Annotated in this window: 26 protein-coding genes; 11 read left to right on the forward strand and 15 right to left on the reverse strand. The window is 43.2% G+C overall.

All coding sequences use genetic code 11. The features are described from left to right. Position 1: 1 nt before the first annotated feature. The 4 genes from CK503_RS11475 to CK503_RS11490 all read right to left on the reverse strand — a co-directional run bounded on the left by CK503_RS11475 (position 2) and on the right by CK503_RS11490 (position 3,400). On the reverse strand, positions 2-985 hold the full coding sequence (locus CK503_RS11475) for an MBL fold metallo-hydrolase (RefSeq protein ID WP_095606966.1): 984 nt from the start codon (positions 983-985) through the stop codon (positions 2-4). After that, positions 982-1,419, reverse strand: coding sequence for a hypothetical protein (locus tag CK503_RS11480; RefSeq protein ID WP_095606967.1), 438 nt, complete (start codon positions 1,417-1,419; stop codon positions 982-984). The genes CK503_RS11475 and CK503_RS11480 overlap by 4 nt, the downstream gene beginning before the upstream one ends. A gap of 10 nt (positions 1,420-1,429) precedes the next feature. Continuing rightward, positions 1,430-2,377 (reverse strand): TerC family protein, encoded by a 948-nt coding sequence (locus tag CK503_RS11485; RefSeq protein WP_095606968.1) that lies wholly within the window; start codon positions 2,375-2,377, stop codon positions 1,430-1,432. An 84-nt stretch (positions 2,378-2,461) separates the two neighbouring features. Further along, positions 2,462-3,400 carry a hydrogen peroxide-inducible genes activator gene (locus CK503_RS11490; RefSeq protein ID WP_095606969.1) on the reverse strand — a complete coding sequence of 313 codons (939 nt, stop codon included), beginning with the start codon at positions 3,398-3,400 and terminating at the stop codon, positions 2,462-2,464. A gap of 171 nt (positions 3,401-3,571) precedes the next feature. On the opposite strand from CK503_RS11490, the gene CK503_RS11495 reads away from it, so the two are divergent. From CK503_RS11495 to CK503_RS11510, 4 genes are read left to right on the forward strand one after another with little or no spacing between them, the layout of a single operon-like run. After that, positions 3,572-3,847, forward strand: a complete 276-nt coding sequence (locus CK503_RS11495; RefSeq protein ID WP_095606970.1) for an acylphosphatase — start codon at positions 3,572-3,574, stop codon at positions 3,845-3,847. Between the two features lie 9 nt (positions 3,848-3,856). Further along, positions 3,857-4,399 (forward strand): RNA 2',3'-cyclic phosphodiesterase, encoded by a 543-nt coding sequence (gene thpR / locus CK503_RS11500; RefSeq protein ID WP_095606971.1) that lies wholly within the window; start codon positions 3,857-3,859, stop codon positions 4,397-4,399. 55 nt (positions 4,400-4,454) lie between these two features. Then, positions 4,455-5,276, forward strand: a complete 822-nt coding sequence (locus CK503_RS11505) for an alpha/beta hydrolase (RefSeq protein WP_217988408.1) — start codon at positions 4,455-4,457, stop codon at positions 5,274-5,276. 1 nt (position 5,277) lies between these two features. Further along, complete coding sequence (locus CK503_RS11510) at positions 5,278-5,697, forward strand: secondary thiamine-phosphate synthase enzyme YjbQ (RefSeq protein WP_095606972.1); 420 nt, start codon at positions 5,278-5,280, stop codon at positions 5,695-5,697. Positions 5,698-5,711: 14 nt separating this feature from the next. Here CK503_RS11510 and CK503_RS11515 read toward each other — a convergent pair whose 3' ends face one another. The 3 genes from CK503_RS11515 to CK503_RS11525 are packed head-to-tail and all read right to left on the reverse strand — an operon-like array spanning position 5,712 to position 7,267. Continuing rightward, a complete protein-coding gene (locus tag CK503_RS11515; RefSeq protein ID WP_255233401.1) occupies positions 5,712-6,596 on the reverse strand; it encodes a glycerophosphodiester phosphodiesterase in 885 nt (294 codons plus the stop codon). Then, complete coding sequence (locus CK503_RS11520; RefSeq protein ID WP_095606973.1) at positions 6,586-6,918, reverse strand: hypothetical protein; 333 nt, start codon at positions 6,916-6,918, stop codon at positions 6,586-6,588. The genes CK503_RS11515 and CK503_RS11520 overlap by 11 nt, the downstream gene beginning before the upstream one ends. 1 nt (position 6,919) lies before the next feature. Next, a complete protein-coding gene (locus CK503_RS11525) occupies positions 6,920-7,267 on the reverse strand; it encodes a hypothetical protein (protein ID WP_095606974.1) in 348 nt (115 codons plus the stop codon). 80 nt (positions 7,268-7,347) lie between these two features. On the opposite strand from CK503_RS11525, the gene rlmB reads away from it, so the two are divergent. Then, positions 7,348-8,097, forward strand: a complete 750-nt coding sequence (gene rlmB / locus CK503_RS11530) for a 23S rRNA (guanosine(2251)-2'-O)-methyltransferase RlmB (protein ID WP_095606975.1) — start codon at positions 7,348-7,350, stop codon at positions 8,095-8,097. Between the two features lie 3 nt (positions 8,098-8,100). On the opposite strand, the gene CK503_RS11535 is transcribed toward rlmB, so the two are convergent. Then, on the reverse strand, positions 8,101-9,270 hold the full coding sequence (locus CK503_RS11535) for an exo-beta-N-acetylmuramidase NamZ family protein (protein ID WP_176466300.1): 1,170 nt from the start codon (positions 9,268-9,270) through the stop codon (positions 8,101-8,103). A 75-nt stretch (positions 9,271-9,345) separates the two neighbouring features. Then, on the reverse strand, positions 9,346-9,777 hold the full coding sequence (ndk, locus tag CK503_RS11540) for a nucleoside-diphosphate kinase (protein ID WP_095606977.1): 432 nt from the start codon (positions 9,775-9,777) through the stop codon (positions 9,346-9,348). Between the two features lie 136 nt (positions 9,778-9,913). Between ndk and CK503_RS11545 the strand changes: the two genes are divergently transcribed. The 3 genes from CK503_RS11545 to CK503_RS11555 all read left to right on the forward strand — a co-directional run bounded on the left by CK503_RS11545 (position 9,914) and on the right by CK503_RS11555 (position 14,442). Next, on the forward strand, positions 9,914-11,758 hold the full coding sequence (locus CK503_RS11545; protein ID WP_095606978.1) for an adenylate/guanylate cyclase domain-containing protein: 1,845 nt from the start codon (positions 9,914-9,916) through the stop codon (positions 11,756-11,758). Between the two features lie 146 nt (positions 11,759-11,904). Continuing rightward, complete coding sequence (locus CK503_RS11550) at positions 11,905-12,348, forward strand: methylglyoxal synthase (protein ID WP_095607123.1); 444 nt, start codon at positions 11,905-11,907, stop codon at positions 12,346-12,348. Further along, complete coding sequence (locus CK503_RS11555; RefSeq protein ID WP_095606979.1) at positions 12,349-14,442, forward strand: thioredoxin domain-containing protein; 2,094 nt, start codon at positions 12,349-12,351, stop codon at positions 14,440-14,442. Positions 14,443-14,689: 247 nt separating this feature from the next. Here CK503_RS11555 and CK503_RS11560 read toward each other — a convergent pair whose 3' ends face one another. Beyond that, positions 14,690-15,871 carry a metallophosphoesterase gene (locus CK503_RS11560; RefSeq protein ID WP_141239925.1) on the reverse strand — a complete coding sequence of 394 codons (1,182 nt, stop codon included), beginning with the start codon at positions 15,869-15,871 and terminating at the stop codon, positions 14,690-14,692. An 87-nt stretch (positions 15,872-15,958) separates the two neighbouring features. Here CK503_RS11560 and CK503_RS11565 point away from each other — a divergent pair, with 87 nt between their 5' ends. Further along, positions 15,959-16,822, forward strand: a complete 864-nt coding sequence (locus CK503_RS11565) for an anti-sigma factor (RefSeq protein ID WP_095606981.1) — start codon at positions 15,959-15,961, stop codon at positions 16,820-16,822. Positions 16,823-16,878: 56 nt separating this feature from the next. Here CK503_RS11565 and CK503_RS11570 read toward each other — a convergent pair whose 3' ends face one another. The 3 genes from CK503_RS11570 to CK503_RS11580 form a co-directional block, all read right to left on the reverse strand. Further along, entirely contained in the window at positions 16,879-17,634 is a 756-nt protein-coding gene (locus CK503_RS11570; protein WP_095606982.1) for a DUF4412 domain-containing protein, read from the reverse strand. A gap of 132 nt (positions 17,635-17,766) precedes the next feature. Further along, complete coding sequence (gene mnmA, locus CK503_RS11575) at positions 17,767-18,897, reverse strand: tRNA 2-thiouridine(34) synthase MnmA (RefSeq protein ID WP_095606983.1); 1,131 nt, start codon at positions 18,895-18,897, stop codon at positions 17,767-17,769. 108 nt (positions 18,898-19,005) lie between these two features. Then, entirely contained in the window at positions 19,006-19,503 is a 498-nt protein-coding gene (locus CK503_RS11580; protein ID WP_095606984.1) for an HNH endonuclease, read from the reverse strand. A gap of 314 nt (positions 19,504-19,817) precedes the next feature. Between CK503_RS11580 and CK503_RS11585 the strand changes: the two genes are divergently transcribed. Together CK503_RS11585 and CK503_RS11590 are read left to right on the forward strand one after the other, a co-directional pair. After that, complete coding sequence (locus tag CK503_RS11585) at positions 19,818-21,125, forward strand: Glu/Leu/Phe/Val family dehydrogenase (RefSeq protein ID WP_095606985.1); 1,308 nt, start codon at positions 19,818-19,820, stop codon at positions 21,123-21,125. Positions 21,126-21,186: 61 nt separating this feature from the next. Continuing rightward, on the forward strand, positions 21,187-21,609 hold the full coding sequence (locus CK503_RS11590; RefSeq protein ID WP_095606986.1) for an ATP-binding protein: 423 nt from the start codon (positions 21,187-21,189) through the stop codon (positions 21,607-21,609). Positions 21,610-21,695: 86 nt separating this feature from the next. On the opposite strand, the gene trxA is transcribed toward CK503_RS11590, so the two are convergent. Both trxA and dnaE read right to left on the reverse strand, forming a co-directional pair. Further along, a complete protein-coding gene (gene trxA / locus CK503_RS11595; protein WP_176466301.1) occupies positions 21,696-22,031 on the reverse strand; it encodes a thioredoxin in 336 nt (111 codons plus the stop codon). 122 nt (positions 22,032-22,153) lie between these two features. Further along, entirely contained in the window at positions 22,154-25,636 is a 3,483-nt protein-coding gene (dnaE, locus tag CK503_RS11600; RefSeq protein ID WP_095606988.1) for a DNA polymerase III subunit alpha, read from the reverse strand. Positions 25,637-25,791 lie beyond the last annotated feature (155 nt).

A 25,791-nucleotide genomic window follows, 5' to 3' on the forward strand; every position in this document is an offset into this window, starting at 1 on the left:
GTTAATCATCTTCTTCGATTTCAATATCTAAAAATCGTGACTCGATATTTCGTTCATCCAAATAGTGTTGAACGACATCGGCATTGGGTGTATGGGTAATATGAACCATTTGAGGATTCAGTTCTTCACATAGACGAATGAGTTCAAAAAAATCGAGATGGTCGGACAGGGGAATGAGTTTATTTATTGTTAGTTGTTTCCCCGTAGCCTCTCTCGTGGCCCAGCCTGAGCAGTAGGCGATACGTTTGTTTGTGATGTTGGAAGCGAAGCCATTATTTAGGGCAGAACGTGTTGTAATCAAGATTTTACCTTTGCAGGTATCGCGGTCGTAGGGTTCATAATTCCCCAGACTGATACCAGCTTCTTCGTAGACATCACAAAGTTTATACCCTGCGCTATGGATTTGTACTTGGTGTCCCAGCGGGGCCAGCAGATACATCACTTCTTGTGCTTTGCCTAAATTATAGGCTAAAAATATTGGTGTGTATCCATTTTTAAGGGAGTTCGAGGCGAATGAACGAATTTCCTGTCCGAGACTTTCGTGGGAATCCCATTTGTAAATAGGCAGCGCAAAGGTAGCTTCGGTGATAAAATGGTCAACCTGATCGGGTATGGAAAATCCTTCTGAAGCGGGAGACGGTGGTGTGCGGTAGTCACCGGTATAGAGAACAGAGCCCTCATCAGATTCTACATACACCATCGCTGAGCCGAGAATATGTCCCGCAGGATAGAGCGTGATTCGTGCTTTGTCGGTTTCTATTGAATCACCAAAATCCAAGACGGTGGCATCGCCTTTAAAGCCGCGACGCTGCATCAGCTTTAGCGTATTGAGCGTGCAATAGACGCTGCTTTGACGGTTACGCGGCATGTGATCGGCGTGGGCATGTGAGATGAAAGTGTACCGGGTATTGGTGCCGCTGTAGTCAAACCCGATATTCAGTTCCGGGAGCAGAATACCGTGATATCCTGCCTTAGTGATATTCATGTAGGTGTTTGACGTGTTATTACAAAGTATGCTAAGAGCAATAACGCAAATCCCACTGCCACCATTATGGCACCGCTTCTTTTAATGATATCGGGCAGTTGCTTAGTGCTTTTGATGAGCGTTCGACTTTGCTCCCATCGCACCAGTTGAAGTCCAGCTAAATAGACAACCAATAAGCTCCAAATGGTAAAGAGAAGTTCAATCCATGAGAAAGGAGTAAATGAAAGTATGAGCCCGGGAAGAGTGAAAAGGAAAAGATATTTTAAGATCCTGATGAACAGCGTGGGTGGTTTTTTATGATCCGCTTTATCGATTAAATAGTTAGCAATCTGATCTTTTTTAAGGATGATATATCCCCCGGTTCCAATCAAACAAATAGCCAGTATGGAGTAGTAAAGGGTAAACCATTTTGTTGAAAAGCTTTCCAAATCCATAAATGTAGAATTATTCGTCTGGGAGATTCTCGGCTTCTACTGGATCCTCTTCTTTAGGATATAATATGGAAGCAATAATTGAGAGGGCAAGAGCACCGGCAATAAATGCTAATGCGTAAGGAGTGGGTATGTGATAAAAGTTTGAAAGCAGCATTTTAACTCCGACGAAAACAAGAATGAGCGAAAGTCCATAGTGCAGATAGTGGAAAAGACGCATGATGCCAGCGACGGCAAAGTAGAGTGCTCGAAGTCCCAATATGGCAAAAGCGTTGGAGCTATAGATAATAAATTCATCGCGCGTTATGGCTAAGATAGCGGGGATGGAGTCAAGGGCAAAAACGAGATCGGTAGTTTCTATGACAACTAAAACAATGAATAGGGGCGTGGCAATAAGCCGACCCATTTTACGGATGAAAAATTTAGACCCATGATAATTCTTGGTCGTAGGAAAAAAGCGGCGAACTAAAATTAATACGGGATTTCGTTCAGGATGGACTTCTTTGTCTTTTTCCATAGCCAGTTTAATACCGGTAAAAATGAGAAATCCCCCAAAGACGTAAATGATCCAGTGGAAACGTTCTATGAGTGCCACCCCTGTAAAGATAAAGATCAGGCGCATAACAAGGGCTCCGAAAATCCCCCAGAAAAGTACCTTGTGTTGGTATTCATCCGGAACTTTGAAGTAGGTAAAGACCAACAGGAAGACGAAAATATTGTCAACGCTGAGCGATTTTTCGATCAGGTAGCCGGTATAGTAATCAAGGGCCGTCTGGGATCCCATATAGTAATAGACCCCAATGCCAAAAATAAGTGCCAGAACAATCCAAACGCCCGTCCAGTAGAGGGCTTCTTTAATGCTGACTGCCTCATCCTCTTTATGGAGTACAACGAGGTCGACAATGAGCATCGCAATAATGAACACATTGAATATCGACCACAGCAGAATGGAATGATCCAAACCAGTTATCTATTTTTGAGGTTAAAAAAATAAGCCTCAAAAGTAGGCAATATTTGACAGAATTAATAGCTGGCCAAAGACAAACTATTCTACTAAAAGTCCCTCTTCCTCTTTTTTGAGTACCCCGGGTATGGACGACATTATTTCTTCTTTAAAAGCCTCAATGATATTCTTCTTGAGGTATTCGCGTCCATATACGATACGTACTTTTCGGCGCGGAACAGGATCATTAAATTCACGTAAATGTGCTTTTGCACACCGTTCATTAATCTGATTTTTGGCAAGGTAAGGCAAAAGCGTCATTCCAAAGTTTTGTTCAACCAACTGCTTCAGCGTTTCCAGGTTTCCGCTTTCGAACTCAATTTTGGGATTATCAAGATTGTTTTTTCTGAATTTCTTGCACAGCTTAACAGTTTGGTCGCGAAAGCAATGTCCCTCATTGAGTAGCCAAAGATTGGTTACTTCCAGATCATCTACCGAAAGACGATCTTTTTTGGCAAGCGGATGATCCTCGGACACATAGCCCAAAAAGGGTTCATAATACAGGTCTTCTTCAAAAATATTTCCGCGATCGGCGGGTGTGGCAATAATGCCGATATCAAGATGATCTTGGTTAAGTAGGTCGAGGAGTTCATCAGTTACCAACTCTTCGAATATGAGCCGAACATCAGGATGTTTTTTCCGGAAGTTACGTAAAAAGAGGGGTAGCAGGTAAGGGGCAACCGTGGGAATGATTCCGATGCGAAAAGTACCTCGCAGTTCATCATCATTAAGAGCGGCGAGATCTTCAATATGTTTCGACTGTTTGATGATCTTTTTTGCCTCCGCAATAATTTTTTCGCCTATCTCAGTTGGAATGACCGGAGATTTCGATCGATCAAAAATAGTGACCCCAAGTTCGTCTTCCAGCTTGTGAATCTGCATGCTAAGGGTCGGCTGGGTGACATATGATTTTTCTGCAGCAGTGGCAAAATGGCGATAACGATCGACGGCAATGATATATGAAAGTTGCGTGAGAGTCATAATAAATCTATTTCAGAGCAAAATTTGTAACAATCTGTTTGACGGAATTATACAAACTTTAGAACTTTAATTCGTGAAAGTTCGAGATTTCCTTTCAGATTAGTACATTAGCCGTGAATCACTAAACATTTGAGAGTTAACGATTTAATAAAAAGCATAGATATAATAATTATGCAACAGGCGCATGTATTTATCGAAGGACGAGTACAAGGAGTAGGATTTCGTCATTTTGCAAAAGTGAATGCCGAAGAAGTAGGGGTTTTCGGATGGGTAAAAAATCTGCCCGATGGTCGTGTAGAAGCCGTTTTTGCAGGACCAATGGATCACATCAGGGAGATGGTAAACCGTTGTGAGCAGGGGCCGGGAGCCAGCCGTGTTGATAATATTGATGTAACGGTTGAGGAAGCTGATGAGGAATACGAAGAATTTGAGGTTCGTTATCACTAATCCTTTGCTATGCGTTTATTTATCGCTATTCCCCTGCGGGAAGGAGTAAAACGAAAGTTGCTGGATTTACGGCAACCTATTGATGGTATGCAATGGCAGTCTCAAGAGCAGATGCACCTAACCCTAAAATTTGTGGGAGAGGTTGATAAAACGACTCCCAGTGAGTTGCGGGGTGAGCTGGATAACATTGTTCATCCGGCGTTTACGATGACGATTACAGGGATTGGATATTTCCCAGAAGGTAAGCAACCCAAAGTGGTTTGGGCAGGCGTTAAAGAAAATACGACCCTTCAGGAGTTGCACCAAAAAGTGGAGGACCACTGTGAGAAAATGGGAATTGCTCCTGAAAACCGATCGTATAAACCGCACGTCACAATAGGGCGAACAAAAAACACGTCGAAACGAACGGTCACGTCATTTATTAATCAGCATAAAAAGTTTGCTATTCCGGATATCTCCGTCAGTGAATTTGTGCTTTATGAGAGTAAATTACATCCTGATGGAGCCCGCCATTATCCATTACAAACCTATTCACTGAGGTCGGATGAATAGTTTTTGTTATCTTTTGATCAACTAATTTCCATTTACCTAATCAATTGTGCGAATTGTGCAGTCATTTTTATGGATTCTCTTGAGTGTTGCTGTAGGGTACCTCTTGCTGGTTGTCTTGATGTATCAGCTACAGTCGCAGATGATTTATCATCCTCAAAAATCGATCACTTATACCCCTGAGGATGTCGGGTTGCCATATGAGGATGTTACTTTCGATACTGAGGATGGGGTGAGTCTCCACGGGTGGTATATTTCTGGAGATGAACATGATGTAAACGTTCTTTATTTCCACGGCAATGCAGGTAATATTTCGGGACGTCTGCAAACGATTGAACTCCTGCACAATTTGGGACTCAACGTTTTTATTTTTGATTACAGGGGATACGGCAAAAGTCAGGGAAGTCCAAGCGAGCAGGGAACGTATAAAGATGCACGGGCAGCCTGGAATTACTTGGTATCAAAAAGAGATATAGAAAACGATCAGATTGTAATTATGGGACGGTCGCTGGGTGGGGCTGTTGCATCGTGGCTTGCAGCTCAAAAACAGCCGGCCGCTACTATTTTGGAATCCACATTTACCTCGGCCGCAGATTTGGGAGCTGATTTGTATCCCTGGCTGCCGGTACGATCTATGATAAGTTATGACTATAACACATTGGAAAATATTAAACAGATTCGGTCACCTCTTTTTATGGCCCACAGCAAGGATGATGAAATTGTTCCGTATCATCACGGGCAAACGCTGTTGGAAGCGGCCAATGATCCCAAAACATTTGTAGAACTGCGAGGTTCGCACGGTTCCGGATTTTGGGAAACAGGCGAAAAGTACCGCACAGCACTGCAGAAATTTTTAAAAGAAAATATAACGAATCAGTGATATGGATATAGTTAGTAAAGAGATAACGATTGGAGCTGAAGGATTTTCGGATATTAACAATATTACGGATCGTGTAACGAAATTTGCTGAGGAAAGTGGGTTTTCGGAGGGAATTATCCATGTTTTTCCGATTGGTTCCACGGCTTCAATATCAACGATCGAATTTGAACCTGCTTTAGTGCAGGATATGAAAGATAAGCTGGAAGAATTTGCTCCACACGATCAAACAACACGTCACGGTGAAACCTGGGGTGATGACAATGGGTTTTCTCATATGCGTGCTACAATGATGGGACCGGGAATAACGGTGCCGCTGCACGAGGGGGAACCGGTGCTGGGAACTTGGCAGCAGGTCGTAATCTTAAATCATGATAATAAATCGAGGGATCGCAGAATATTTCTGCAGGTGATAGGAAAATAGCCCGATTGAGCGTGCTAATCTGTGGTGCTATTAAGATGATAGTTTTGCACAACGGATTTCAGAAGATCGGGTTTGTTGGTAAAAATTCCGGTAACGCCACCCGCAATGAGCTTTTGCATTCGCCTCTTACTATCCACGGTATAGATAAAAGTTGGGATCTTATGTTTGTTGAGATCAGCCATCCATTTTCTTTTTAGCTGTCGATAGCTACAGTTAAAAGCATCTACATTATATTGTTCAACGAGTTGGTGTGGCAATAACCTGCGTGATTGATTTCTGTTGTAAAGCAATGCTACCGGTATATCGGGATCCAATTTTTTGAGATGTTGAACCGCCCGGTAGTCAAAACTGGAAAACAGTACGTGATTTCTCATTCCATATTTTTTGACAAGCTGAAGTGCTTTTTGCTCTATGCTGTTTTCAATGTCATTAGAAACCGCTTCGGTTTTAATCTCGATATTGAGGGCAACTTTCCCCGAGGCAAAAGTCAGTACTTCCTCCAGTGTTGGAATTGTTTGATCAGAAAATTTGGGATGAAACCAAGAACCCGCATCGAGGTTTTTGAGTTCTTTGAGTGAGTAAAGTTTGATGTAGCTACTGCCGTTGGTGTGCCGGTTAAGTTTGGCATCGTGAAATACAATTGGGACCCCATCCTTGCTCATCATAACATCCAGTTCAATCATCTCCGCTTCCATTTCCACTGCTTTTTTGAAAGCGATCATGGTATTTTCGGGATAGTAAGCACTGGCCCCACGATGGGCAATAATGATAAAGTCGTCGTCATTATCGTTATAAAGCGTGGGCAAATTATGGGTTTTTGTCATATGTGGCTGGGCCAGACAGTTAATAGTTGCAATAGAACCAAAAGTCAAGATAAGACAGAGAAACTTAATTCTCATGCTGTATTTTCCATTGTAGGAATTCCAGCAGCTCATCAATTTGATTCTTTTGATAGAATATTAGTCCCATATTGATCGTAAAAACAGCAAAGATAATATAGAAAAAAGTTTGACCGAGCTGGGTTATATCAAAATAAAAGGAGTACCCAAAAAACAGAATAGCCGCAATATTTACGGCAAGTTGAATCCACTTATTTCGTTTTTTCTTTTGAAGTGCATCCAGCTGTTCGCTTTCGGGAAGCGACAGTTCGTCTTTCTTGAGGTGTATGGTAAGGTAAGATTGAAGTCGCTCTTGTGTATCGGAATTGTTGAAGTCCGTCATATTAGTTTTTGTGTTGCATGATCCTCCGCATAGCATTGCGTAGCAGAGAATTACGGTTTTTTCTTTTGACGGCGGTAATATACAGAAGATAAAAACCAATCATAGTTGTTACACTGGCAACCATTATTAATGAGATAGATAGCAAGTGTGGCTGTATAAGCCCCAGCACAGAGATGGTAATGACTGCCAGTCCCAGAAAGATCTGTAATATCGCAGCAATTATATAGAATGTTGAAAGTGAATGGGTTTGTTCTACATAATGAGAAATGGCAGAATTATGTATGGAATCCTTTATATTGAGTGATTCCGAGGATGATAATGAATCATCTTTTGGGTTCTTGTTTTTCATAGGTATTCCCGATTGTTAGTAAGCCGTTAAGTACTTATAAATTAAACGAAATTATTAATATTTCAATTCCTTGAGTAATTATGTCAGAAAATGATACAAATATTTACGTTTATGGTCGCAATTCTATTAGAGAGGCATTAGCGAACGAAGCCGAACGCATGCAAAAGATTTTTGTGCGTGATTCGCTACACGATTCTCAACTCTCAGAGATTTTTAAATTAGCATCCCAACATCGTATACCTATTTCGCACGTTCCAGGTTCCAAACTTTATGATCTTGTGGGAAGTGTGAACGATCAGGGCGTAGTAGCGCTGATGAGCCAAATATCGTATCGGGATTTTGGAAGCTGGCTTGATACCGTTGATACATCTGACTACCCGGCTGTTCTGCTGTTGGATGAAATTGAGGATCCCGGGAATTTGGGCGCCATGCTTCGGACAGCTGCGGCGGCAGGAATTTCGGCAGTGTTGGTTCCCAAACATCGACAGGCGCCTATAAATGCTACCGTTCATAAGACATCAGCGGGTACTGCGGGACGTATTCCCATTGTACGTGCAGGTAATCTTAATCAGTCCATTATGAAATTAAAGGATGAAGGATTTTGGATTGGTGGTTTGGATATGGATGGGGATCAAGGGCTGTGGGATTTGGAGGTTGATCGTCCACTGGCATTTGTTGTTGGCAACGAGGGAAGCGGTATTAGCCAAAAAACATTGGAGCACTGTGATTATAAGTTTCGCATCCCTATGGAAAATAATGTGGAGTCGCTGAATGCTTCAGTGAGTACTGCGCTACTCTGTTATGAGTGGAAGCGAAAGGTGCAGAGCTAAGTATTATTCGTATAGCAGGTATTGTCTGCGCTGTTCTTTAAATTCTTGAGCTGTTTCCTCCCAGTTCTTGAGATACAGCTCCTTTTTTAGCTGCTCTTGTAGAAGTGAATTATCAATACCGCTGAGCTTAGGCATATAATCATTGAGCGAAGCTTCCGGTGTGGCATCACGTAATGTGGACAAAAGTTCGGCTCCCAGAACAACTGGATTAAATGCATCAGGGTTGGTCACTCGTATGGCAATACCATGGCATCGCTCACCCTCAAATTTGGGGTTCGAAGCTTTACCGGGAATGGCTTTTGGAGTAAAAGAGCGCCGCTCGATATTGACACCTGAAAATTGCCGACGAAGCTTTGCAATATGGGAAGTCGTCAGCTTGGTTTCCGGTGAACCAATTCGAAGAAAGGGGTCATTGGTACCACGTCCCTCAGACATTGTTGTTCCCTCAAAAAGAACGGTTCCCAAATACACATAGGCATGATAAAAACTGGGTAGATTGGGGGATGGCGGAATCCACGTCAGGCCTGTTTCGGGCCATTTCATGGAGCGATTCCATCCCTCCATGGGAATAACACGAACAGTGGCTTGCCCGGCATTTTCAATCCATTGTTCGCCCACCATCATTTTGGCTAATTCACCGAGCGTCATTCCATGCACCATCGGAATGGGATATTTGCCCACAAACGAGCGGTGTTTGTTCTGTATCATCCATCCCGAAATAATGTCCCCGGCGGGATTGGGACGATCTAAAATCCAGACGGGAATATCTTGGGCTGCCGCTGCTTCGATAATATTACCCAGCGTAGCATTGTAGGTATAGAATCGAGCACCCACATCCTGAATATCAAATAGCAGGATATCTACTTTTTTAAGCATTTCCGGGCTGGGAGTACGTGTTTTTCCATAGAGCGAAAAAACAGGCAGGCCAGTGGATTGATCAATGCCATCTTCGATGGTTTCTCCAGCTCCAACATCTCCGCGAAAGCCGTGTTCGGGAGCGAAGAGTGCCGTAACGTTAATGTCACGAGCAAGGAGCGTATCAAGCATATGCGAGCCGCCTACGCGGGCCGTGGGATTCATTACCAGTCCCACGCGTTTGTCTTCGAGCTCACCAAGGTGTTTGTCGAGCAACACATGGGCCCCCACTTTTACCGCTGGCTGGGATTGGGTCAAATTGCAACCCCACAAAATTAAGCATCCACAGACAGATAATAGGATGGTAGCAGCTCGCATATCCTCGAAATTTGGTTAGGCTTTATTAGCCACTACTTCGGCTTCAGAAAAGAAATAGGCGGCCTCTTTTTTGCCATTTTCAACAGAGTCAGAACCATGAATGATATTTTCGCCTACGCTGTCGGCAAAGTCGGCGCGAATGGTTCCTTCTTCAGCTTCACTGGGATCGGTAGCACCAATGAATTCCCGGAAATCTTTGATAGCATTTTCCTTTTCAAGAATCATGGGTACGCAGGGTCCGCTGCTCATGAACTCAACAAGTTCATCGAAAAATGGACGTTCTTTGTGAACGGCATAAAATCCGCCCGCGGTATCTTTAGTAAGACGAGTCATTTTCATCGCTACAATGCGAAACCCGGCCTCTTGAATGCGGCGGGTAACTTCGCCAATTAGATTTTTTCGTACGCAATCTGGTTTTAGGATTGTGAGAGTTCGTTCTACTGCCATAAAATGAATTTAAAGATTTGTAACAGATTAGGGTTTCTATGCTCTTTTAAATAAAGGATGTAAATATAACGCTTACTGCACTAATTCACGAAGTCAATTGTGCAGAACTTTTTAGCTTATAAATAACTGTAAATTAATGGTTGATAAGACGGTACAATTATCTTGGACCAGGCAGGTTAATGCTCTACCGCAGGAGATTTGGCCATTTGTTACGGATACTAATCGTTTGTTCAAGGATTTGAAGCAACCGAGTATTCAGAAAGCCCACATAACGCAGTCGGTAGATCAGGGTTTAGTTCAGCTCTCCTATAATGGAATCAACCGTTACGAAGTTTGGGAAGAAGCACCATATGAATGGGAATATCCCTTTCGGTTTGGTGTAGTTCGGCATTACCAATCGGGGGCGTATAAGGATTTGAAAATCCAGGTTGACATAAAAGAGAATGAAAACGGAAGCCGCGTAATTGTTAAGCTTTGGGCTATTCCCCGCAATAAAATCCTTTCATTCTGGACGACCCTAAAACTTAAAATGCTGGTAAGGCGACGCTTAAAAAATGTGATTGACACATACGATCAGTTAGCCATAAGTGATCGTCATTACTATCAGATTGCTAAGAAAAAGAGATTGGTGCGTGGTGGCAAAAAGCGGCTTAGGCAGATTAAGGAAGAGCTGTACAATAGCCAAGTAGATGCAGCTGTGTTGGAGCGGTTAATTGAGTTTGTCCGTTATGCTGATGATTTAGAGTTGCAGCAGATTTCTCCACTCAAACTGGCCGAACAGTGGGAGGTATCCCAAGAGAAGGTTTTTAAGGTTTTTGTTTATGCTGCCAAGGCTAATCTTTTGAATTTTAACTGGGATCTGTATTGCCCTTCCTGCAGAAGTATCCAAGAATCGGTAAAAACGTTGAATCAGATTCATGAGCCGATCTATTGCGATAAGTGTGAGCAGGAATTTAAAGTCAATTTTAATAAAACGGTTCAACTCAGCTTTATACCACATCCACTTATTCGCAAAATAAATAAGGATCAATATTGCATCCGCGGCCCCCAACAGAAGTCACACATAGTGTTACAGCAGTATTTGGAACCCGGCCAAAAACGTTATCTGATGACGGATCTGCCCTCCGGGGAATATATTTTGCAATCTACTCAGTCAAAGGGTGAGGCAATGGTCTATGTTGATGAAGATGGAGACAATACGGTTCATGTAAATATTAGTCCATCGGGTCTTTCTGGTGAAGAGGTACATATTGCAAACAGTCCCAATTTGAGTATTGAAAATACAACTGATGAAAATCAGCTGATTACTCTCGAGCATAAGAGCTGGTCACTACATGGAGTGAGTGCTGCTCGGGCAACTTCTTCGCAGCTGTTTCGCAATCTGTTTGCGGATGAAGTATTGCGCAAGGGCGAAAAAATTTCCGTTGATAATCTGACGTTGATGTTTACTGATCTGTTTGACTCAACCGGTATGTATAACGAAGAGGGGGATGATAAGGCAGTTGGACAAGTTATTGATCACTTTGAAATCCTTCATCGGGTAGTTGCCAAAGAGCATGGTGCTATTGTTAAAACCATTGGTGATTCGGTTATGGCAGTATTTTGTGAACCGGATCAGGCGCTGCGAGCTTATCTGAGGGCTCAACAGATAATATCGAATGATGAACGTTTCACCGATGATTTTCAGCTCAAGGCGGGTATCCATCACGGGAGCTGTGTTGCCGTAAATCTGAATAGTCGAATCGATTATTTTGGTTCCACGGTCAATATTGCCTCCCGATTCGTGGACTACGCTTCAGAAAACGAACTTATCATTTCTCAGAAGGTGTTTGAGAATTATAGCTTACAACAAATGCTTGAGGAATCTGACAATGGAGGGAGAATAGAGGACATGAGTATTCGTCTCAAGGGATTTGAGAAGGAATCATTTTCCATTAAGCGAATTCAAATAAGTGATTCTCCCCTTCGATTGGCTATGTAAGATTGTTTATTATCTATAATTATAGCTTGAGAGCCACCTCTACTTACCGTAGCTTATCTGCTGACCACACTATATTTTAAAGCTATATATCTGATATGAACGCAAAAGAAAATTCTCAGCAGCCTGTTGCTCCTGCAGCAAAAAAGATGAAAAAAAAGAAGAATATTGCTCTTGTTGCCCACGATCACAGAAAAAAAGATTTAATTGACTGGTGTGATTTTAACAAGGGATCGCTTTCAAAGCACAACTTGTTTGGGACAGGAACGACGGGCAAAATGATTGCAGACAAGGTAGGGCTGGATGTAAATCGTTTTAACAGTGGACCACTGGGGGGCGATCTGCAAATTGGAGCCGCCATTGCCGAAAATAAGATTGAGATGATGATCTTTTTCTGGGATCCGCTGCAGGCCCAGCCGCATGATGTAGACGTAAAAGCACTGCTCCGGATTGGCGTGCTTTATAACATCCCGATGGCATGTAATCGATCATCGGCCGATTTCCTGATTTCAACGGAACTTATTGATGAAGAGTATGACCGCTTTATCGTGGATTACAGCGATCGTTTTTCTAAAGATGTAGACAATAAGTAGATGACTGATTCTTCTGATCACAATCAAAATCGTTTGGCTGATGAATCCAGCCCGTACTTATTACAGCATGCCAATAATCCGGTGAATTGGTATCCATGGGGAGAAGAAGCGTTTGAAAAGGCAAAGAAAGAAGACAAGCCGATACTGGTATCTATTGGCTATGCCACCTGTCACTGGTGTCATGTGATGGCGCATGAGTCATTTGAGGATGAGCAGGTCGCGGAGTTGATGAATCGTGCCTTTGTAAATATTAAAGTGGATCGCGAGGAACGCCCGGATATTGACAATACCTATATGCTGGTTTGCCAGATGCTTACCGGCAGTGGTGGATGGCCGCTAAACGTTTTTCTGACACCTGATAAAAAACCGTTTTATGCGGCAACGTATATACCAAAAGTCGGTCGGCAGGGTCGTCCGGGGATGCGGGAGCTGATTCCATGGATTTCAAAAATTTGGCAAAATGATCGGGAGAAAATTCTGAATTCAACTAATGAAATTGTCACTGCTTTTCAGAAGTCGAATGTATTTACGCCGGAAGATCGCCTGGACAGTGATATTTTAGATGAGGCGTATCATCAGTACGAGCAGCAGTTTGATGAACAACATGGGGGCTTTGGTTCATCACCAAAGTTTCCAAGTCCGCATAATTTAATGTTCTTACTGCGCTATGCCGATCGCTATAAGAATTCAAATGCCCTGGAAATGGTGAAAAAAACGCTCACCCAGATGCGAATGGGCGGTGTTTTTGATCAGGTCGGCGGAGGGTTTCATCGCTATTCAACGGATCAGCAATGGCTGGTCCCTCACTTTGAGAAGATGCTCTACGATCAGGCGATGTTGCTAATGGCTTACACCGAGGGTTGGGAAGTTGCCGGGAACGACCTTTTCAAGCAGACGGCGGATGAAATTTGCAGTTATTTGACGCGTAAGATGCAGGATGAGAAGGGTGGCTTTTATTCTGCCGAGGATGCCGACAGTGAAGGGGAAGAGGGGAAGTTTTATGTGTGGAGTACCGAGGAGATTCGAGAGATATTACCATTGGCGGAGGCAGAGCTTTTTATTGAAGCTTATAACCTGACTGATGATGGCAATTATCATGATGAGGCTACCGGTCGGAAAACGGGCAAGAATATTCCGCATCTTCAAAAATCGTTTAAAGAGCTTGCCCGGGAGCGGGATATGAAGCCTGAAAACCTTAAGTCTGCATTAGCATCAATTCGAGAAACATTGTTGGATAAACGCAAAAAACGGATTCATCCGCTGTTGGATGACAAAATTCTCACTGACTGGAATGGGTTAATCATTGCCGCATTGGCCAAGGCGGGATCGGTATTTAATAATCAGAATTATGTCACAAAAGCGGAGCAGTGCTGGACATTTATTGAAGATAAGATGCTCATTGAGGATGGGAGGCTAAAACATCGATACCGCAATGGGGATGTAGCTATTGATGGCCATGCTGATGATTATGCGTTTGTAATATGGGGACTTTTAGAGCTGTATGAAGCTACCTTTAAAACGAAATATCTGCAGCAGGCCGTTTCGTTGAATGAGCAATTTGTGGATCAGTTTTGGGATGAGGAGAAAGGCGGGTTTTACTTTACGGATGAATCCGCTGAGGAGCTGTTAGGTCGCAAGAAAGAAATTTATGATGGGGCGATGCCTTCAGGAAATTCTGTTGCCATGATGAACCTGCTTAAATTAGGACGAATGACTGCCAATACTGAGTGGGAACAGATGGCTGATGAATCGCTAAAGCTGTTTGCCAAAAGTATTAAGAAGGCACCGACAAGTTTTGGGGCGGCCTTACAAAGTGTGGATTTTATGGAGGGGGATTCCCGGGAAGTTGTTATCGCCGGTTCTCAAGGGGATTCTGACATAGAACAATTTATTCGCTCGCTGTACGGTCGCTTTTTGCCCAGATCGGTTTTTATTTTCCATGATCCGGAGGATAATAAGATTGGTGATTTGGTACCGTACCTTTCCGATTTTGGAATGAAAGATGGTAAACCTACCGCCTATGTCTGTCAGAATTATGCATGTGAGCTGCCAACGAATGATCCTGATAAAATGATAGAGCTGATCGAAAAGTAGTTAGCATCAAGCGTGGGTGCCTGATGCTAATGCGGGATTGTGGCCCCCTTGGAGATAGCAGTGGAAAACAGAGATCTCTCCCTGCGGTCGAGATGACAGAAAAATTAGATTTGTCATTTCGAACAGAACATAGTGAAGTGAGAAATCTTTGTTTTAATTATAGTGAAATCCGTTGATGTAGAGAGTTATTGCTCAAGAGTACAGCTCTCTTGGAATTGATGGAGCTGCTTCGTTAGCAGTTTTATCTCTATTCTTTTTGCAGAGTAATAACTGAAATGTTGGGTGGAGCTTCGTATCGTACGGGAGCCAGTGTAAATCCGAGTCCGTTGTTGACGTTTATGGGAATGCCCTGCTCGTGGTATAGGCCCTGAACGTATTTGGTTTCTTGCTGCGATGCAGAAAAGTTCATCCCCATAAATGGTACGTGTATTTGTCCCCCGTGGGTGTGTCCGGACAGCATAAGGTGATAGTTTTGTTGTTGAGCTTTCGTTATCAACTGGTCGTTGACCTGATGGGAGGCAAATATTTTTAGCGTACTATTGGCAGTACTTTTGGTGAGGGTGTCTACTGCGGCGGGATCGGATTGTTTGCTGTACACCTCGGTAACGCCTGTAATGGTAATATTGCTGGTACTGTCAATTTGTATGATGTGATTTTCATCCTTAAGCAGAGGAATGTTCTGATTGTTGAGCGCAGGTTCTATATTGTCGAGGCCTGCCCAGTAATCATGATCGCCCACGGTGGCGATAGTTCCATATTTTGCCTTTGCTTTACCCAGTTCTTGTGCTGACATCTCAAGAAAGTTGGTGCCGTAGGAAATAAGATCTCCGGTAAAAATAATAAGGTCCGGATTTTCGGCATTTACTTGCCGGATGTAGTTTCGGATTTTATCTCGTCCGGTGTATTCGTCCCCCTGGATATCGGTAATATGAACAATTGTAAGTCCTTCGAGTGGCTCGGGCAGGTTTTCTACGGGAATGGTATGATGCTCTGCTTCCACCTGGGTTGTGTGGAGGTAGGTTTTTGTTGCGGTAAACAGAAATACAGTTACGAATAGTGCTATGATTATGTGAGGATGCCACCGGCTGATGATGTTTTTATCTCCATAAAAATATTTTGTACCCTCTTTAATGAGGTCGGTGATAATGACCCAGGTTGCCAGCTGAAAAACGAATATGAGTCCAAACCAGAACCAGTAAGCCAGGGGCTGGGGATAGTTGAGAAGATCGATGGTACCGGTGAGGTAAAAGTCGATAACGGCCGTCAGCGGATAGGCGTAAAAGGAGAGAAACAGCACCGGAGTCAGTAGTTTGACGGCGGTTGAATAATTGGTTGATTTGCCTGTTGCGTAATAGCGAAATGATAGGTAAAGTATAGCGGGTAGCATTAACGAGGCTACCACAAGTGTCATTCTAAGAAGCCAGGGCACGTTCTAATAGTTTTTTAAGTTTGAACTTTTTTGAAATTTATGGTGTAATATTGACTTACGTAATATTCATCAAATATACATTTTGCGATGGCTAAACAACAACCGGACAGGGAAACGTTCAAAGAGCTTTGCGCTGATTATGTATTGAATATTCTTGATCAGGATGAGCGTATGCGGTTCGAGGAGATGCTGGATGAGGCGACGGAAGAGGAGTATGAGTTGTATGAGCAAATGCGCACGAAGGGAAATGAACTATTACTTTCTGAGAGGGAAGATCCTTCTCCGGAGAAATTGAGAGAGGAACTGCTTGCGGAGGTGGAGGATTCTGATTCGCAGGCATCGGGCCGTATGACGAAACGTGCGGAGGAAGTATCAGATGAAGAAGTTGTAAATAAAGCTGCTGAAACGGAAGAAACAAGTGTATCGCTTACATTAGTACTATCAATTGTTTTGGGTTTTATCTGTTTAAGCCTGGTGTTTTATGCTTTTTCACTGCGATCGGATATTAGTACCCAAAGTAATGTTATTGCTGAGCAGGAAAAGCAGATAGCGGATCTTCAGAATGAGATGAATGAGCTTCAGGAGATGCTTGCGATCATTGATTCTCGTCAGTTGCATATGGTGAGGTTGTCGGGGATGGAGGCGAATCCCTTTGGGTATGGCAATGTAGTTTGGGATTCGCAGAATAACAGGGCTGTTGTACGGCTGGCCGAACTGCCGGCTCCGGTAGGGGATGAGGAATATCAGTTTTGGGCTATCTTTGATAACAAAGCTGTAGATATCAGTTCATTTTCGGTGGATGACAATGGAAACGCGTTATTTATGACTGATAATTTGGATGCGTTGGATAACGGGGATGACTTTTCTTTTGCTGTTACGCTGGAATCTGATGGCAGATCATCTCAGCCGGATGGAGAAATGCATCTGATGGGAAGTTTCAACCGGGAGTAGTTGGTAGTGAGTTAGGAATCTCCTACTCAATACTCCTCATATCTCACTACTACTTTTTACTGTTGACTCATCTTTTGAAAGAGGTAATCCTGGAAGCTGAGTACTTTAATGCCTGAAGGAACCTGCACCATAGCTTTGGCAACAGATGAAGGATTTACCTCGGTAGCCTCCAATTTTGATACCAGCTGATCATCTTTAAATACCTCTACTTTAAGCGGGAAATATTTTTCTTTGAACACGAGGTTTGTAGGCAGGCTGCTGATAATGGTTTTAGCACTGCCGCTCCAGGATTCGGCCAGCATACCCCAATTTACATCGAGCTGTTTTGTCATCCATACTTCGGTATGTTCGTTGGGTTCTTCATTATCTCTAAAAATAAATTTGTCTGCCTTAAATCCCTGAATGGTCGATGATTCACCGGTGCGTTCGTAATCAACATTATCGGCTTTGTCAGCTGCTGTATTTGCACTCTGCCCATTTCCAAACATATTCATCATGGAGGTGATATCCGATTTGGAGATTTTCAGGGCTTCGTTGCTACCGGTCAGGAATACAAAATCTTCGAAGTCGAGACGAACCAGCACTCCCTCTGTTTGGATAGATTCCATAAACCCGTATTTTTTTTCGCCCTGCAGCAGAATACGGTCGGGGGTGACAAATAGCGTGAAATTGTCGTCTTTTTGCTCAACGCCTTCTGATGAATAGTTGTAGCTGTTAAAGGTTATTTTTCCTTCAAATTGCGCTGAGGCAGGCTGCTGACTAAAAGAAGCAACTAAGAGCATGGCCGATAGATAATAGGACGCTTTTTTCATGATCAAAAAAGTTTAGATAAATAATTGGGTTATGCCGTTTTACATCAATAACAAATACAAAGTTTCACAAAAAAATAAAAAAGCCTGCCCGAATTAACAGACAGGCTATCTAACGTTTGATAACAACAAAGATTATGCTTCTTGCAGAACGTTGGTATCCACGTTTACTTTGTGGATCCAGCCTCCGCCGACAACATCATCACCTTCGTAACAAACTACAGCCTGTCCGGGCGTAATTGCTTCGCGTCCGGTAGGGAAGGTAACTTCAATTTCGTCATCACCCAGCTGTTTTAGCTGACCAACGACGCCGTCGTCGTTATAGCGAATCTTTCCGGTAATTTCCATTTCTCCGCCGGGGACTTCGCCATACTTACTCAAGTTGATATTTTTGGCCTTGCAGGTGGTAGCTACCAGATCCTCCTTTTCCCCGATGGTAATAACATTAGTATCGGGATTAATATCGGTAACATATACGCGTTTACCGAGAGCTAAGTCTAACCCGCGGCGTTGGCCAATAGTATAAAAGGGATACCCTTCGTGTTCGCCTACGATATTTCCATCCTGGTCGACAAACTTACCGCCTTTGACGCGTTCTTCAAGTCCATCTACGCGATCTTTTAGGAACCTGCGATAATTATCGTCAGGGACAAAACAGATCTCATAGGAGTCGGGCTTGTCGGCTACTTTGGTGAGACCAAATTCTTCGGCCATATCACGAATTTCAGTTTTTTCGTAGCTTCCCAGTGGAAATATGGTACGCGCTAAATGTTTTTGTTCAACGCCCCAGAGTGCGTATGATTGATCTTTTTTGGGATCAAGGCCTTTGGAGATAACGTATCGTCCGTTTTCTTCACGTACGTTAGCATAGTGCCCGGTAGCAATATAATCACATCCCAAGTTATCGGCGCGACGCAGCAGTGCTGCCCATTTAATGTGGGTGTTACATAAGACACAGGGATTGGGAGTGCGTCCATTCATATAGTCATCCACAAAACGATCGATGACCCAATCGCCAAATTCGTCACGGATATCTACGATAAAATGTTTAAAGCCATGGTTGACGGCAATCTGTCGCGCGTCGTTCATGGATTCAAGGGTACAGCATCCGGTTTCTTTATCCGACTTGCCGCCTACACGGGAATAGTCCCATGTTTTCATCGTAATTCCGATGACATCATATCCTTGTTCTTTGAGCATAACAGCCGCAACAGAGGAGTCTACGCCTCCGCTCATAGCTACTAATACTCTTCCTTTGCTACTCATTGTACTGTTTGAATTCTAAAAGTGTGAATGAACCTCGAAGATAAGGGTTTTTTATGTATTTCTTATGAAGATAATTTGAGGTTCGTTAACGAGAATCGTCTCGATAAATTACATGTATAGATAGGGTTTCCAATCCTCCTGGACACCGCCAAGGATAGATTGTAAAAAGGTAATATGGATGGGACGAAAAGGTTTTTGGTTCAACGGCATTTTTGCTTCTTCGGGGGTACGGTTCCCTTTTTCAACATTGCATGTATTACAGGCCGTTACGAGGTTCTCCCAGGTGTCTTTACCGCCGCGACTTTTAGGTAACACGTGATCAATGGTAAGATTTTTTGATGAACCGCAATACTGACAGGTTTTATGATCGCGTTTCATAATATTATGGCGCGACAAGACGATTTTGTTATAAGGGATGTTGATGTATCGCCGCAATCGTATCACGGAAGGATAAGAGAAATCCTTTGAAACGGTACTGATGGTCCGCTCGGGATAGTCATGAACCATTTCGGCCTTATCCAAGAACAGCAGTTTGACCGATCGATGTACCGAGCAAATACTTAATGGTTGGTAATCTTTATTTAATACCAGAACATTGGCGTCCATAGCATCTATGTTATTTTACAGCAATGAAATTAACCTCAAAAAGAAGTTATAACGTTTATCTGTATGTTTAATGTGTAGAATCAACATTAAATTTTATTCAAATGCAACATGCTGTTAGCTATCAGTGGGGAATACTAATATATTATTTAAGGTATCACGGGAGAAATTTTTCATGTACTTCTCAAATCTTATCTATATCATCTACTAATTTTTTCATACCTTTCTGTCGTTTAAAAATTGTTATTAGACAATCAACACCATAAGGATTTATCGTATTTAACAGTAATAAGATCAGTTTTTTTTAATCTCAATTTATGCCTTACAACAAAAATATGTACACTACTGGTTATTACAAGGAGCCGGGGCCCAAGCTTGATGAAGAATCTCCTTTTGAATCGATGTTAGAGCGTTTCCGTTTTGCTGCGGAGGTGCTTGAGCTTGACGAAGGAATGTTCCAATATTTGGCCAGTCCCGTTAAGCAGGTTACTGTTTCCATCCCCATTGTTATGGACAGTGGAGATATTCGTGTTTTTGAAGGATATCGTGTTATCCATAACAATTTACTGGGTCCTTCGAAAGGAGGTATCCGTTATGCACCAGATGTGACGCTTGAAGAAGTAAATGCATTAGCTGCGTGGATGACCTGGAAGTGTGCAATCGTAAATGTGCCGTTTGGTGGTGCTAAAGGTGGTGTGCGAGTTGATCCTAAACAGCTTTCAGACGGTGAGCTGGAGCGACTGACACGTCGCTACACGGCCAATATGCTTGAGGTATTTGGTCCTGATCGTGATATTCCTGCCCCGGACATGAATACAAATGAGCAGATTATGGCATGGGTAATGGATACCTATAGCATGAATGCTCACAAGACAGAAACGGCGGTTGTAACCGGTAAACCTATTATTTTAGGAGGGTCGCATGGTCGTAAAGAAGCAACTGGTCGTGGCGTTGTAACCGTAACGCTTGCTGCTTTAAACAAGATGGGAATTTTGCCCAATAAATGTACCGTTGCCGTTCAGGGATTTGGTAATGTAGGTTCGGTTAGTGCAAAGCTAATGTATGAACAAGGGGCCAAGGTTGTAGCTATCAGTGATATTTCAGGTGGTTACTATAATGAAAACGGCATCGATATTCCTGCTGCAATAGAGTATGCCAAAGAGAATGATAATTCACTTGAAGGCTATCCTGAAGCTGAGAAGATCAGCAACGAAGAACTCTTGCAAATGGAGTGCGATGTATTGATTCCGGCAGCTAAAGAGGATCAGATAAATCGTGAAAATGCAGGTAATATTAATGCTAAAATTATTGCCGAGGGTGCAAATGGTCCGGTGACAGCTAATGCAGATTCCATTCTCGAAGATAAAGGTATTATGGTAGTGCCCGATATCCTTGCCAATGCCGGTGGTGTTACGGTTTCTTACTTTGAGTGGGTACAGGATCGACAGGGATATTTCTGGACCGAAGAGCGTGTAAACCGTCGCCTTAACAGGATGATGCGCAATGCCTTCGATAACCTGTTTGAGGTACGTAACGAGTATGATATTACGCTGCGTCAAGCTGCTTACGTGTTTGGAATAAATAAAGTGGCTATGACGTTGAAACTGCGAGGATTGTACGCGTAGTAGTTTTTTGCACTATAGGGATGTTTCAGTGAGAGGCATCCCTTCTTTATATCTTTTGTCTATGTCAAAGCCTGATACAAAAAAACTTGTCTTGAATTCCAGCTTCGATGAGATGGAGGAGCGGTTAGGGCCGTATGTTGAGAAGCTTAAGCAGTGGACTGGTGTTACTGAAGAGGATTCTAGCCGGATTATGCTTACGCTCAGTGAAGCGGTTAATAATGCAATAATACACGGTAACAACGAGAATCCGGATAAAAAGGTGGTGGTGCTTTCAACCTTGGATAAGGAAAATCGGGTTTTGACCATCAGTGTTGAGGATCAAGGAGAGGGTTTTGATCCCGAAGAAATTCCGGACCCCCTGAAAGAAGAAAATTTATTAAATGAGGGGGGAAGGGGCGTTTACCTGATAAAGCAGTATGCTGATGATTTACAATTTTCGAAAGGCGGCTCCAAGGCTACTATTACTTTTGAGTTAGGTAGTTGACAACGGATTAAACCAACTGAAAAATAAGAAAGGCGATGAAGTGGAAGCTTCATCGCCTTTCTTAATGGGTAATTCTTTGGAACTGTTTAGTTCGTAAGTTGCGCTTCAAGCTGTTTTTTAAGCTGCGCTTTCGGTACGGCTCCAACAATTTGATCAACCACTTCGCCGTCCTTGAAAATCAGCAGGGATGGAATACTTCGGATACCGTATTTAGTAGATGTTTCAGGATTTGAGTCAACATCTACTTTTCCAATTTTAGCTTTTCCTTCAAATTCTTCGGCCAGCTCTTCAACGACAGGGCCAACCATCTTACAAGGGCCACACCATTCTGCCCAAAAATCAACTAAAACCGGTTTTTCAGCATCGGCATTAATGACTTCATCTTCAAAAGAGTCGTCTGTAAATTCTACTGCTTTACTCATAATCGTATATCATCTTCATTAATTATTATTACATAACCTTCATTACAACGCAACTAATATCGGATAATATTATCCAATTGTCACATCGTTTCTTGTTATAGAACGCATTACCAAAACTTATCTTACCTCCCATTACCGTTATAGCGATTCAGAGCAACGGCATCTTTGCCAATGATGGTTTTTAACCCATCAAGTAGTTCTTCATTGGGATCAATCACAAATTTTCGTACGTGCATAGCAAATGGACGCTTAGCCTCACTACTTAACACATTAAAGCGTACATTTGTTTCGCCTCGATTCTGTTTAAAGAGTTCGGCCATTTGCCGGAGGTCTTCCTCATCAACATAATTGGTGTCGATATCCAGCTTTAATTCAATCTGATCCTGATATTTTTCACGCATACTTTCAATTCGTTCAAAACCATTGGCAATGACTTGTAATTTGCCACGGGATGAGTCAAAATTACCGTCAACAACAACGCGGGTATCTTCCTGAATCATACCCAGGCAGCGATCATATACTTCGTTAAAGACTACTACTTCCACATGACCGTGACGATCTTCCATCTCCAGGAATGCAAAGGGACGTCCCTTTTTGTCCGTCACGCGATTTACCTTGGTGATGATACCCGCTACACGTACATCGGTACCGTCGTTAAGTTGATTAAGTTTTTCGGCATCCAAGGTATGCGAACAGAACATGTTCACGTCTTCTTGGTATTTATCGAGGGGGTGACCACTCAGATAAAAGCCGATGAGTTCACGCTCTTTATTAAGCCGCTCAATATTCGACCAACGATCAATCGGTTCCAGCTGGGGTTCATCAATCGCAGAAGCATTGTCACCTCCATCGCCAAACAGATCTGATTGGTTAGAGTTTTCCATCTCCTGCACGCGTGATCCATAACTGAGTAGAATCTCCATATGCTGCAAGAGTTGTCTTCGGTTGGGATTCAGCTCGTCAAAAGCTCCGGCCTGGAAAAGGCTTTCGAGCGTTCGCTTATTACAGACACTGGAATCAACACGGCGCGCAAAATCATATATGGAATCAAATTTTCCATTTTCTTCACGCTCCTTAACGATCTCCTCAACAACATTTGATCCTACGCCTTTAATGGCTTCCATCCCGTATTGGATACGCCCGTCTACGGCCACAAACTTTCCCTGGCCGGTATTAATATTAGGTGGATCAACGGTAATGCCCATGCGGTTACACTCTTCGATAAATTTTGACACCTTATCGATGTCGCCCATATTGTGGCTGAGCACGGCCGCCATGTATTCCGCCGGATAGTTGGCTTTGAAAAAGGCTGTTTGGTAGGCCACTACCGAGTAGGCCGCTGAGTGCGATTTGTTAAAGCCGTAATTTGCAAACTCGGCCATAATATCGAAAAGCTCCTCGGCCTTTTCCTCGGAGACTCCATTGTCGATTGCGCGATTGGTGAAAATTTCGCGCTGCTCGGCCATCACCTTTTGCTTCTTCTTACCCATTGCTCGTCGAAGCAAATCCGCTTCACCGAGTGAGTAATTGGCAATTTTCTGAGCCGCTTTCATAATCTGCTCCTGGTAAATCATAATGCCGTAGGTCGGCTTTAAGAGCTCTTCCAGGTCGGGATGTGGATATTCCACTTCCGAACGCCCGTGCTTGCGATCGATATATTCTGGGATAAACTGCATGGGACCTGGACGATAGAGGGCGTTCATCGCAATAAGATCATCCAGCTCTGTCGGTTTTAGTTGCTTGAGGTACTTGCGCATTCCATCCGACTCAAACTGGAAGGTGCCAATGGTATTTCCTTTTTGATACAGCTCAAAGGTCTTTTCATCATCCTCGGGAATCTCATCCAGCTCGTAGTGAATCCCGTGATTATTTTCTACATACTTGATGGATGTTTTTAGGATAGACAGCGTTTTTAGGCCGAGAAAATCCATTTTAAGCAGTCCACACTCCTCGGCGTGAGGGCCGTCATATTGCGTAATCAACTCCTTGTCTTTGGAAAGCGCAACCGGGACATATTCACTGATTTCACCCGGGGCAATAATTACTCCCGCTGCGTGGATACCTGTTTGTCGCGCAGAACCTTCCAGCGTTCGGGCAAAACGCATCATTTTTTGTACTTGAGGATCAGGATGATCAAAAAGTTCTTTAATATCTTTAGCCGATTCAGGATTTTGGGAGGGATCCAACACCTTGTCAAACGTATTAACGCCCGGTTGATCCGGAAACAGTTTGGTGATACGATTGACTTCCTGAAGCGGCACGCCCAGTACACGACCTACATCGCGGATAGCAGTTTTGGCTTTCATCGTGCCGTAGGTCACGATCTGAGCAACCTTCTCGCGGCCGTATTTTTCAACAACATAATCAATTACTTCCTGTCGACCACTATCATCAAAGTCGATATCGATATCCGGCGGACTTACACGCTCGGGATTTAGAAAACGCTCAAAAAGAAGATCATGCCGCATGGGATCTACATTGATAATCCCTAAACAGTAGGCCACAACTGAGCCCGCAGCCGAGCCACGACCCGGACCAACGAAAACATCCCGCTTGCGAGCTTCGGTTGTAAAATCCTGGGTAATTAGAAAATAGCCGGAGAAGTCCATCCGGCTGATAATACCCAGCTCTTGCTCAATACGTTCACTAACTTCCTGAGTAATTTCTCCGTAGCGTTGTTTTGCCCCCTCATACGTCAGATGACGCAGGTAGTCATCCATCGAATCAAACTGATCCGGGATGCTGTAATGGGGAAGCAGAAGTTCTGAGCTGAGGTCAATATTATCGACCTTCTCAATAATTTCGTTGGTATTATCAATGGCCTGGGGGAGGTCACTAAACAACTCCTCCATTTCTTCAGGCGTCTTCAGGTAAAAATCGGTATTTAGATTGTTGTCGTCATCTGTAAAACGAAAGCGGTTGGGATCGTTGATGTCGGCATTGGTCTGCAGGGCAAGTAAAATATCGTGGGCTTCCGAATCCTCCTCATTTACATAGTGGCAGTCGTTCGTGGCCACCATTTTGACGTTGTATTCCTTCGACCATTTGACCAAAACCTCATTGCATCGGTCCTGATCATTAAGGCCATGACGCTGCAGTTCGATGTAGTAATCATCTCCAAAAAGATTGAGGTACCATTCAAAAATGGCGCGCGCTTCCTTCTCACTTTTGTTGATGATTGTCTGGTTGATCTCGCTGGCAATACAGCAGGTGGTAGCAATAAGTCCCTCTGCATGCTCGGCCAGTGTTTCCTTATCAATGCGGGGTTTATAATATAGCCCCTCGGTATATCCCAATGAACACAACTTAGACAGGTTTTTATAGCCTGTCATGTTCTTAGCCAGCAATACCTGATGGTAGCGAGTACGATCTTTTTTGTCCTCTATCCCGGAAGGGGTTACATAAAACTCGCAGCCAATAATAGGTTTAACGTCGTGCTTATTGGCGGTATTGACAAATTCAGGCACCCCGAACATATTTCCGTGATCGGTGATGGCGATGCCGGGCATGCCGTGTTTTTTTGATTTCTTGATGAGCTGATTGATGCTCGCGGCACCATCGAGCATACTAAACTGCGTATGATTGTGGAGGTGTGAGAAGTTCATTCAGGAGGCTTTTCTTTTAATCCTTAGATTGGAATAATAATACTATTCCTGATCGACAATATTAAGGCATATTTTGGGATAAATTTCAAAAAATATTCATTCGGATTTGAATGGTGAGCGGAAACATTCTATTTTTAATTTTACCTAATCAAACT

Origin of the sequence: Fodinibius salipaludis (genome assembly GCF_002287075.1) — a bacterium.
Lineage (GTDB): Bacteria > Bacteroidota > Rhodothermia > Balneolales > Balneolaceae > Fodinibius > Fodinibius salipaludis.

Excerpts from the sequence above, each read along its gene's own strand:
- CK503_RS11475 (WP_095606966.1), bottom strand. The coding sequence starts at position 985 with ATGAATATCACTAAGGCAGGATATCACGGTATTCTGCTCCCGGAACTG.
- CK503_RS11480 (WP_095606967.1), bottom strand. The coding sequence starts at position 1,419 with ATGGATTTGGAAAGCTTTTCAACAAAATGGTTTACCCTTTACTACTCC.
- CK503_RS11490 (WP_095606969.1), bottom strand. The coding sequence starts at position 3,400 with ATGACTCTCACGCAACTTTCATATATCATTGCCGTCGATCGTTATCGC.
- CK503_RS11495 (WP_095606970.1), top strand. The coding sequence starts at position 3,572 with ATGCAACAGGCGCATGTATTTATCGAAGGACGAGTACAAGGAGTAGGA.
- thpR (WP_095606971.1), top strand. The coding sequence starts at position 3,857 with ATGCGTTTATTTATCGCTATTCCCCTGCGGGAAGGAGTAAAACGAAAG.
- CK503_RS11510 (WP_095606972.1), top strand. The coding sequence starts at position 5,278 with ATGGATATAGTTAGTAAAGAGATAACGATTGGAGCTGAAGGATTTTCG.
- CK503_RS11515 (WP_255233401.1), bottom strand. The coding sequence starts at position 6,596 with ATGAGAATTAAGTTTCTCTGTCTTATCTTGACTTTTGGTTCTATTGCA.
- CK503_RS11520 (WP_095606973.1), bottom strand. The coding sequence starts at position 6,918 with ATGACGGACTTCAACAATTCCGATACACAAGAGCGACTTCAATCTTAC.
- CK503_RS11525 (WP_095606974.1), bottom strand. The coding sequence starts at position 7,267 with ATGAAAAACAAGAACCCAAAAGATGATTCATTATCATCCTCGGAATCA.
- rlmB (WP_095606975.1), top strand. The coding sequence starts at position 7,348 with ATGTCAGAAAATGATACAAATATTTACGTTTATGGTCGCAATTCTATT.
- ndk (WP_095606977.1), bottom strand. The coding sequence starts at position 9,777 with ATGGCAGTAGAACGAACTCTCACAATCCTAAAACCAGATTGCGTACGA.
- CK503_RS11545 (WP_095606978.1), top strand. The coding sequence starts at position 9,914 with ATGGTTGATAAGACGGTACAATTATCTTGGACCAGGCAGGTTAATGCT.
- CK503_RS11550 (WP_095607123.1), top strand. The coding sequence starts at position 11,905 with ATGAAAAAAAAGAAGAATATTGCTCTTGTTGCCCACGATCACAGAAAA.
- CK503_RS11555 (WP_095606979.1), top strand. The coding sequence starts at position 12,349 with ATGACTGATTCTTCTGATCACAATCAAAATCGTTTGGCTGATGAATCC.
- CK503_RS11565 (WP_095606981.1), top strand. The coding sequence starts at position 15,959 with ATGGCTAAACAACAACCGGACAGGGAAACGTTCAAAGAGCTTTGCGCT.
- CK503_RS11570 (WP_095606982.1), bottom strand. The coding sequence starts at position 17,634 with ATGAAAAAAGCGTCCTATTATCTATCGGCCATGCTCTTAGTTGCTTCT.
- mnmA (WP_095606983.1), bottom strand. The coding sequence starts at position 18,897 with ATGAGTAGCAAAGGAAGAGTATTAGTAGCTATGAGCGGAGGCGTAGAC.
- CK503_RS11580 (WP_095606984.1), bottom strand. The coding sequence starts at position 19,503 with ATGGACGCCAATGTTCTGGTATTAAATAAAGATTACCAACCATTAAGT.
- CK503_RS11585 (WP_095606985.1), top strand. The coding sequence starts at position 19,818 with ATGCCTTACAACAAAAATATGTACACTACTGGTTATTACAAGGAGCCG.
- CK503_RS11590 (WP_095606986.1), top strand. The coding sequence starts at position 21,187 with ATGTCAAAGCCTGATACAAAAAAACTTGTCTTGAATTCCAGCTTCGAT.
- trxA (WP_176466301.1), bottom strand. The coding sequence starts at position 22,031 with ATGAGTAAAGCAGTAGAATTTACAGACGACTCTTTTGAAGATGAAGTC.
- dnaE (WP_095606988.1), bottom strand. The coding sequence starts at position 25,636 with ATGAACTTCTCACACCTCCACAATCATACGCAGTTTAGTATGCTCGAT.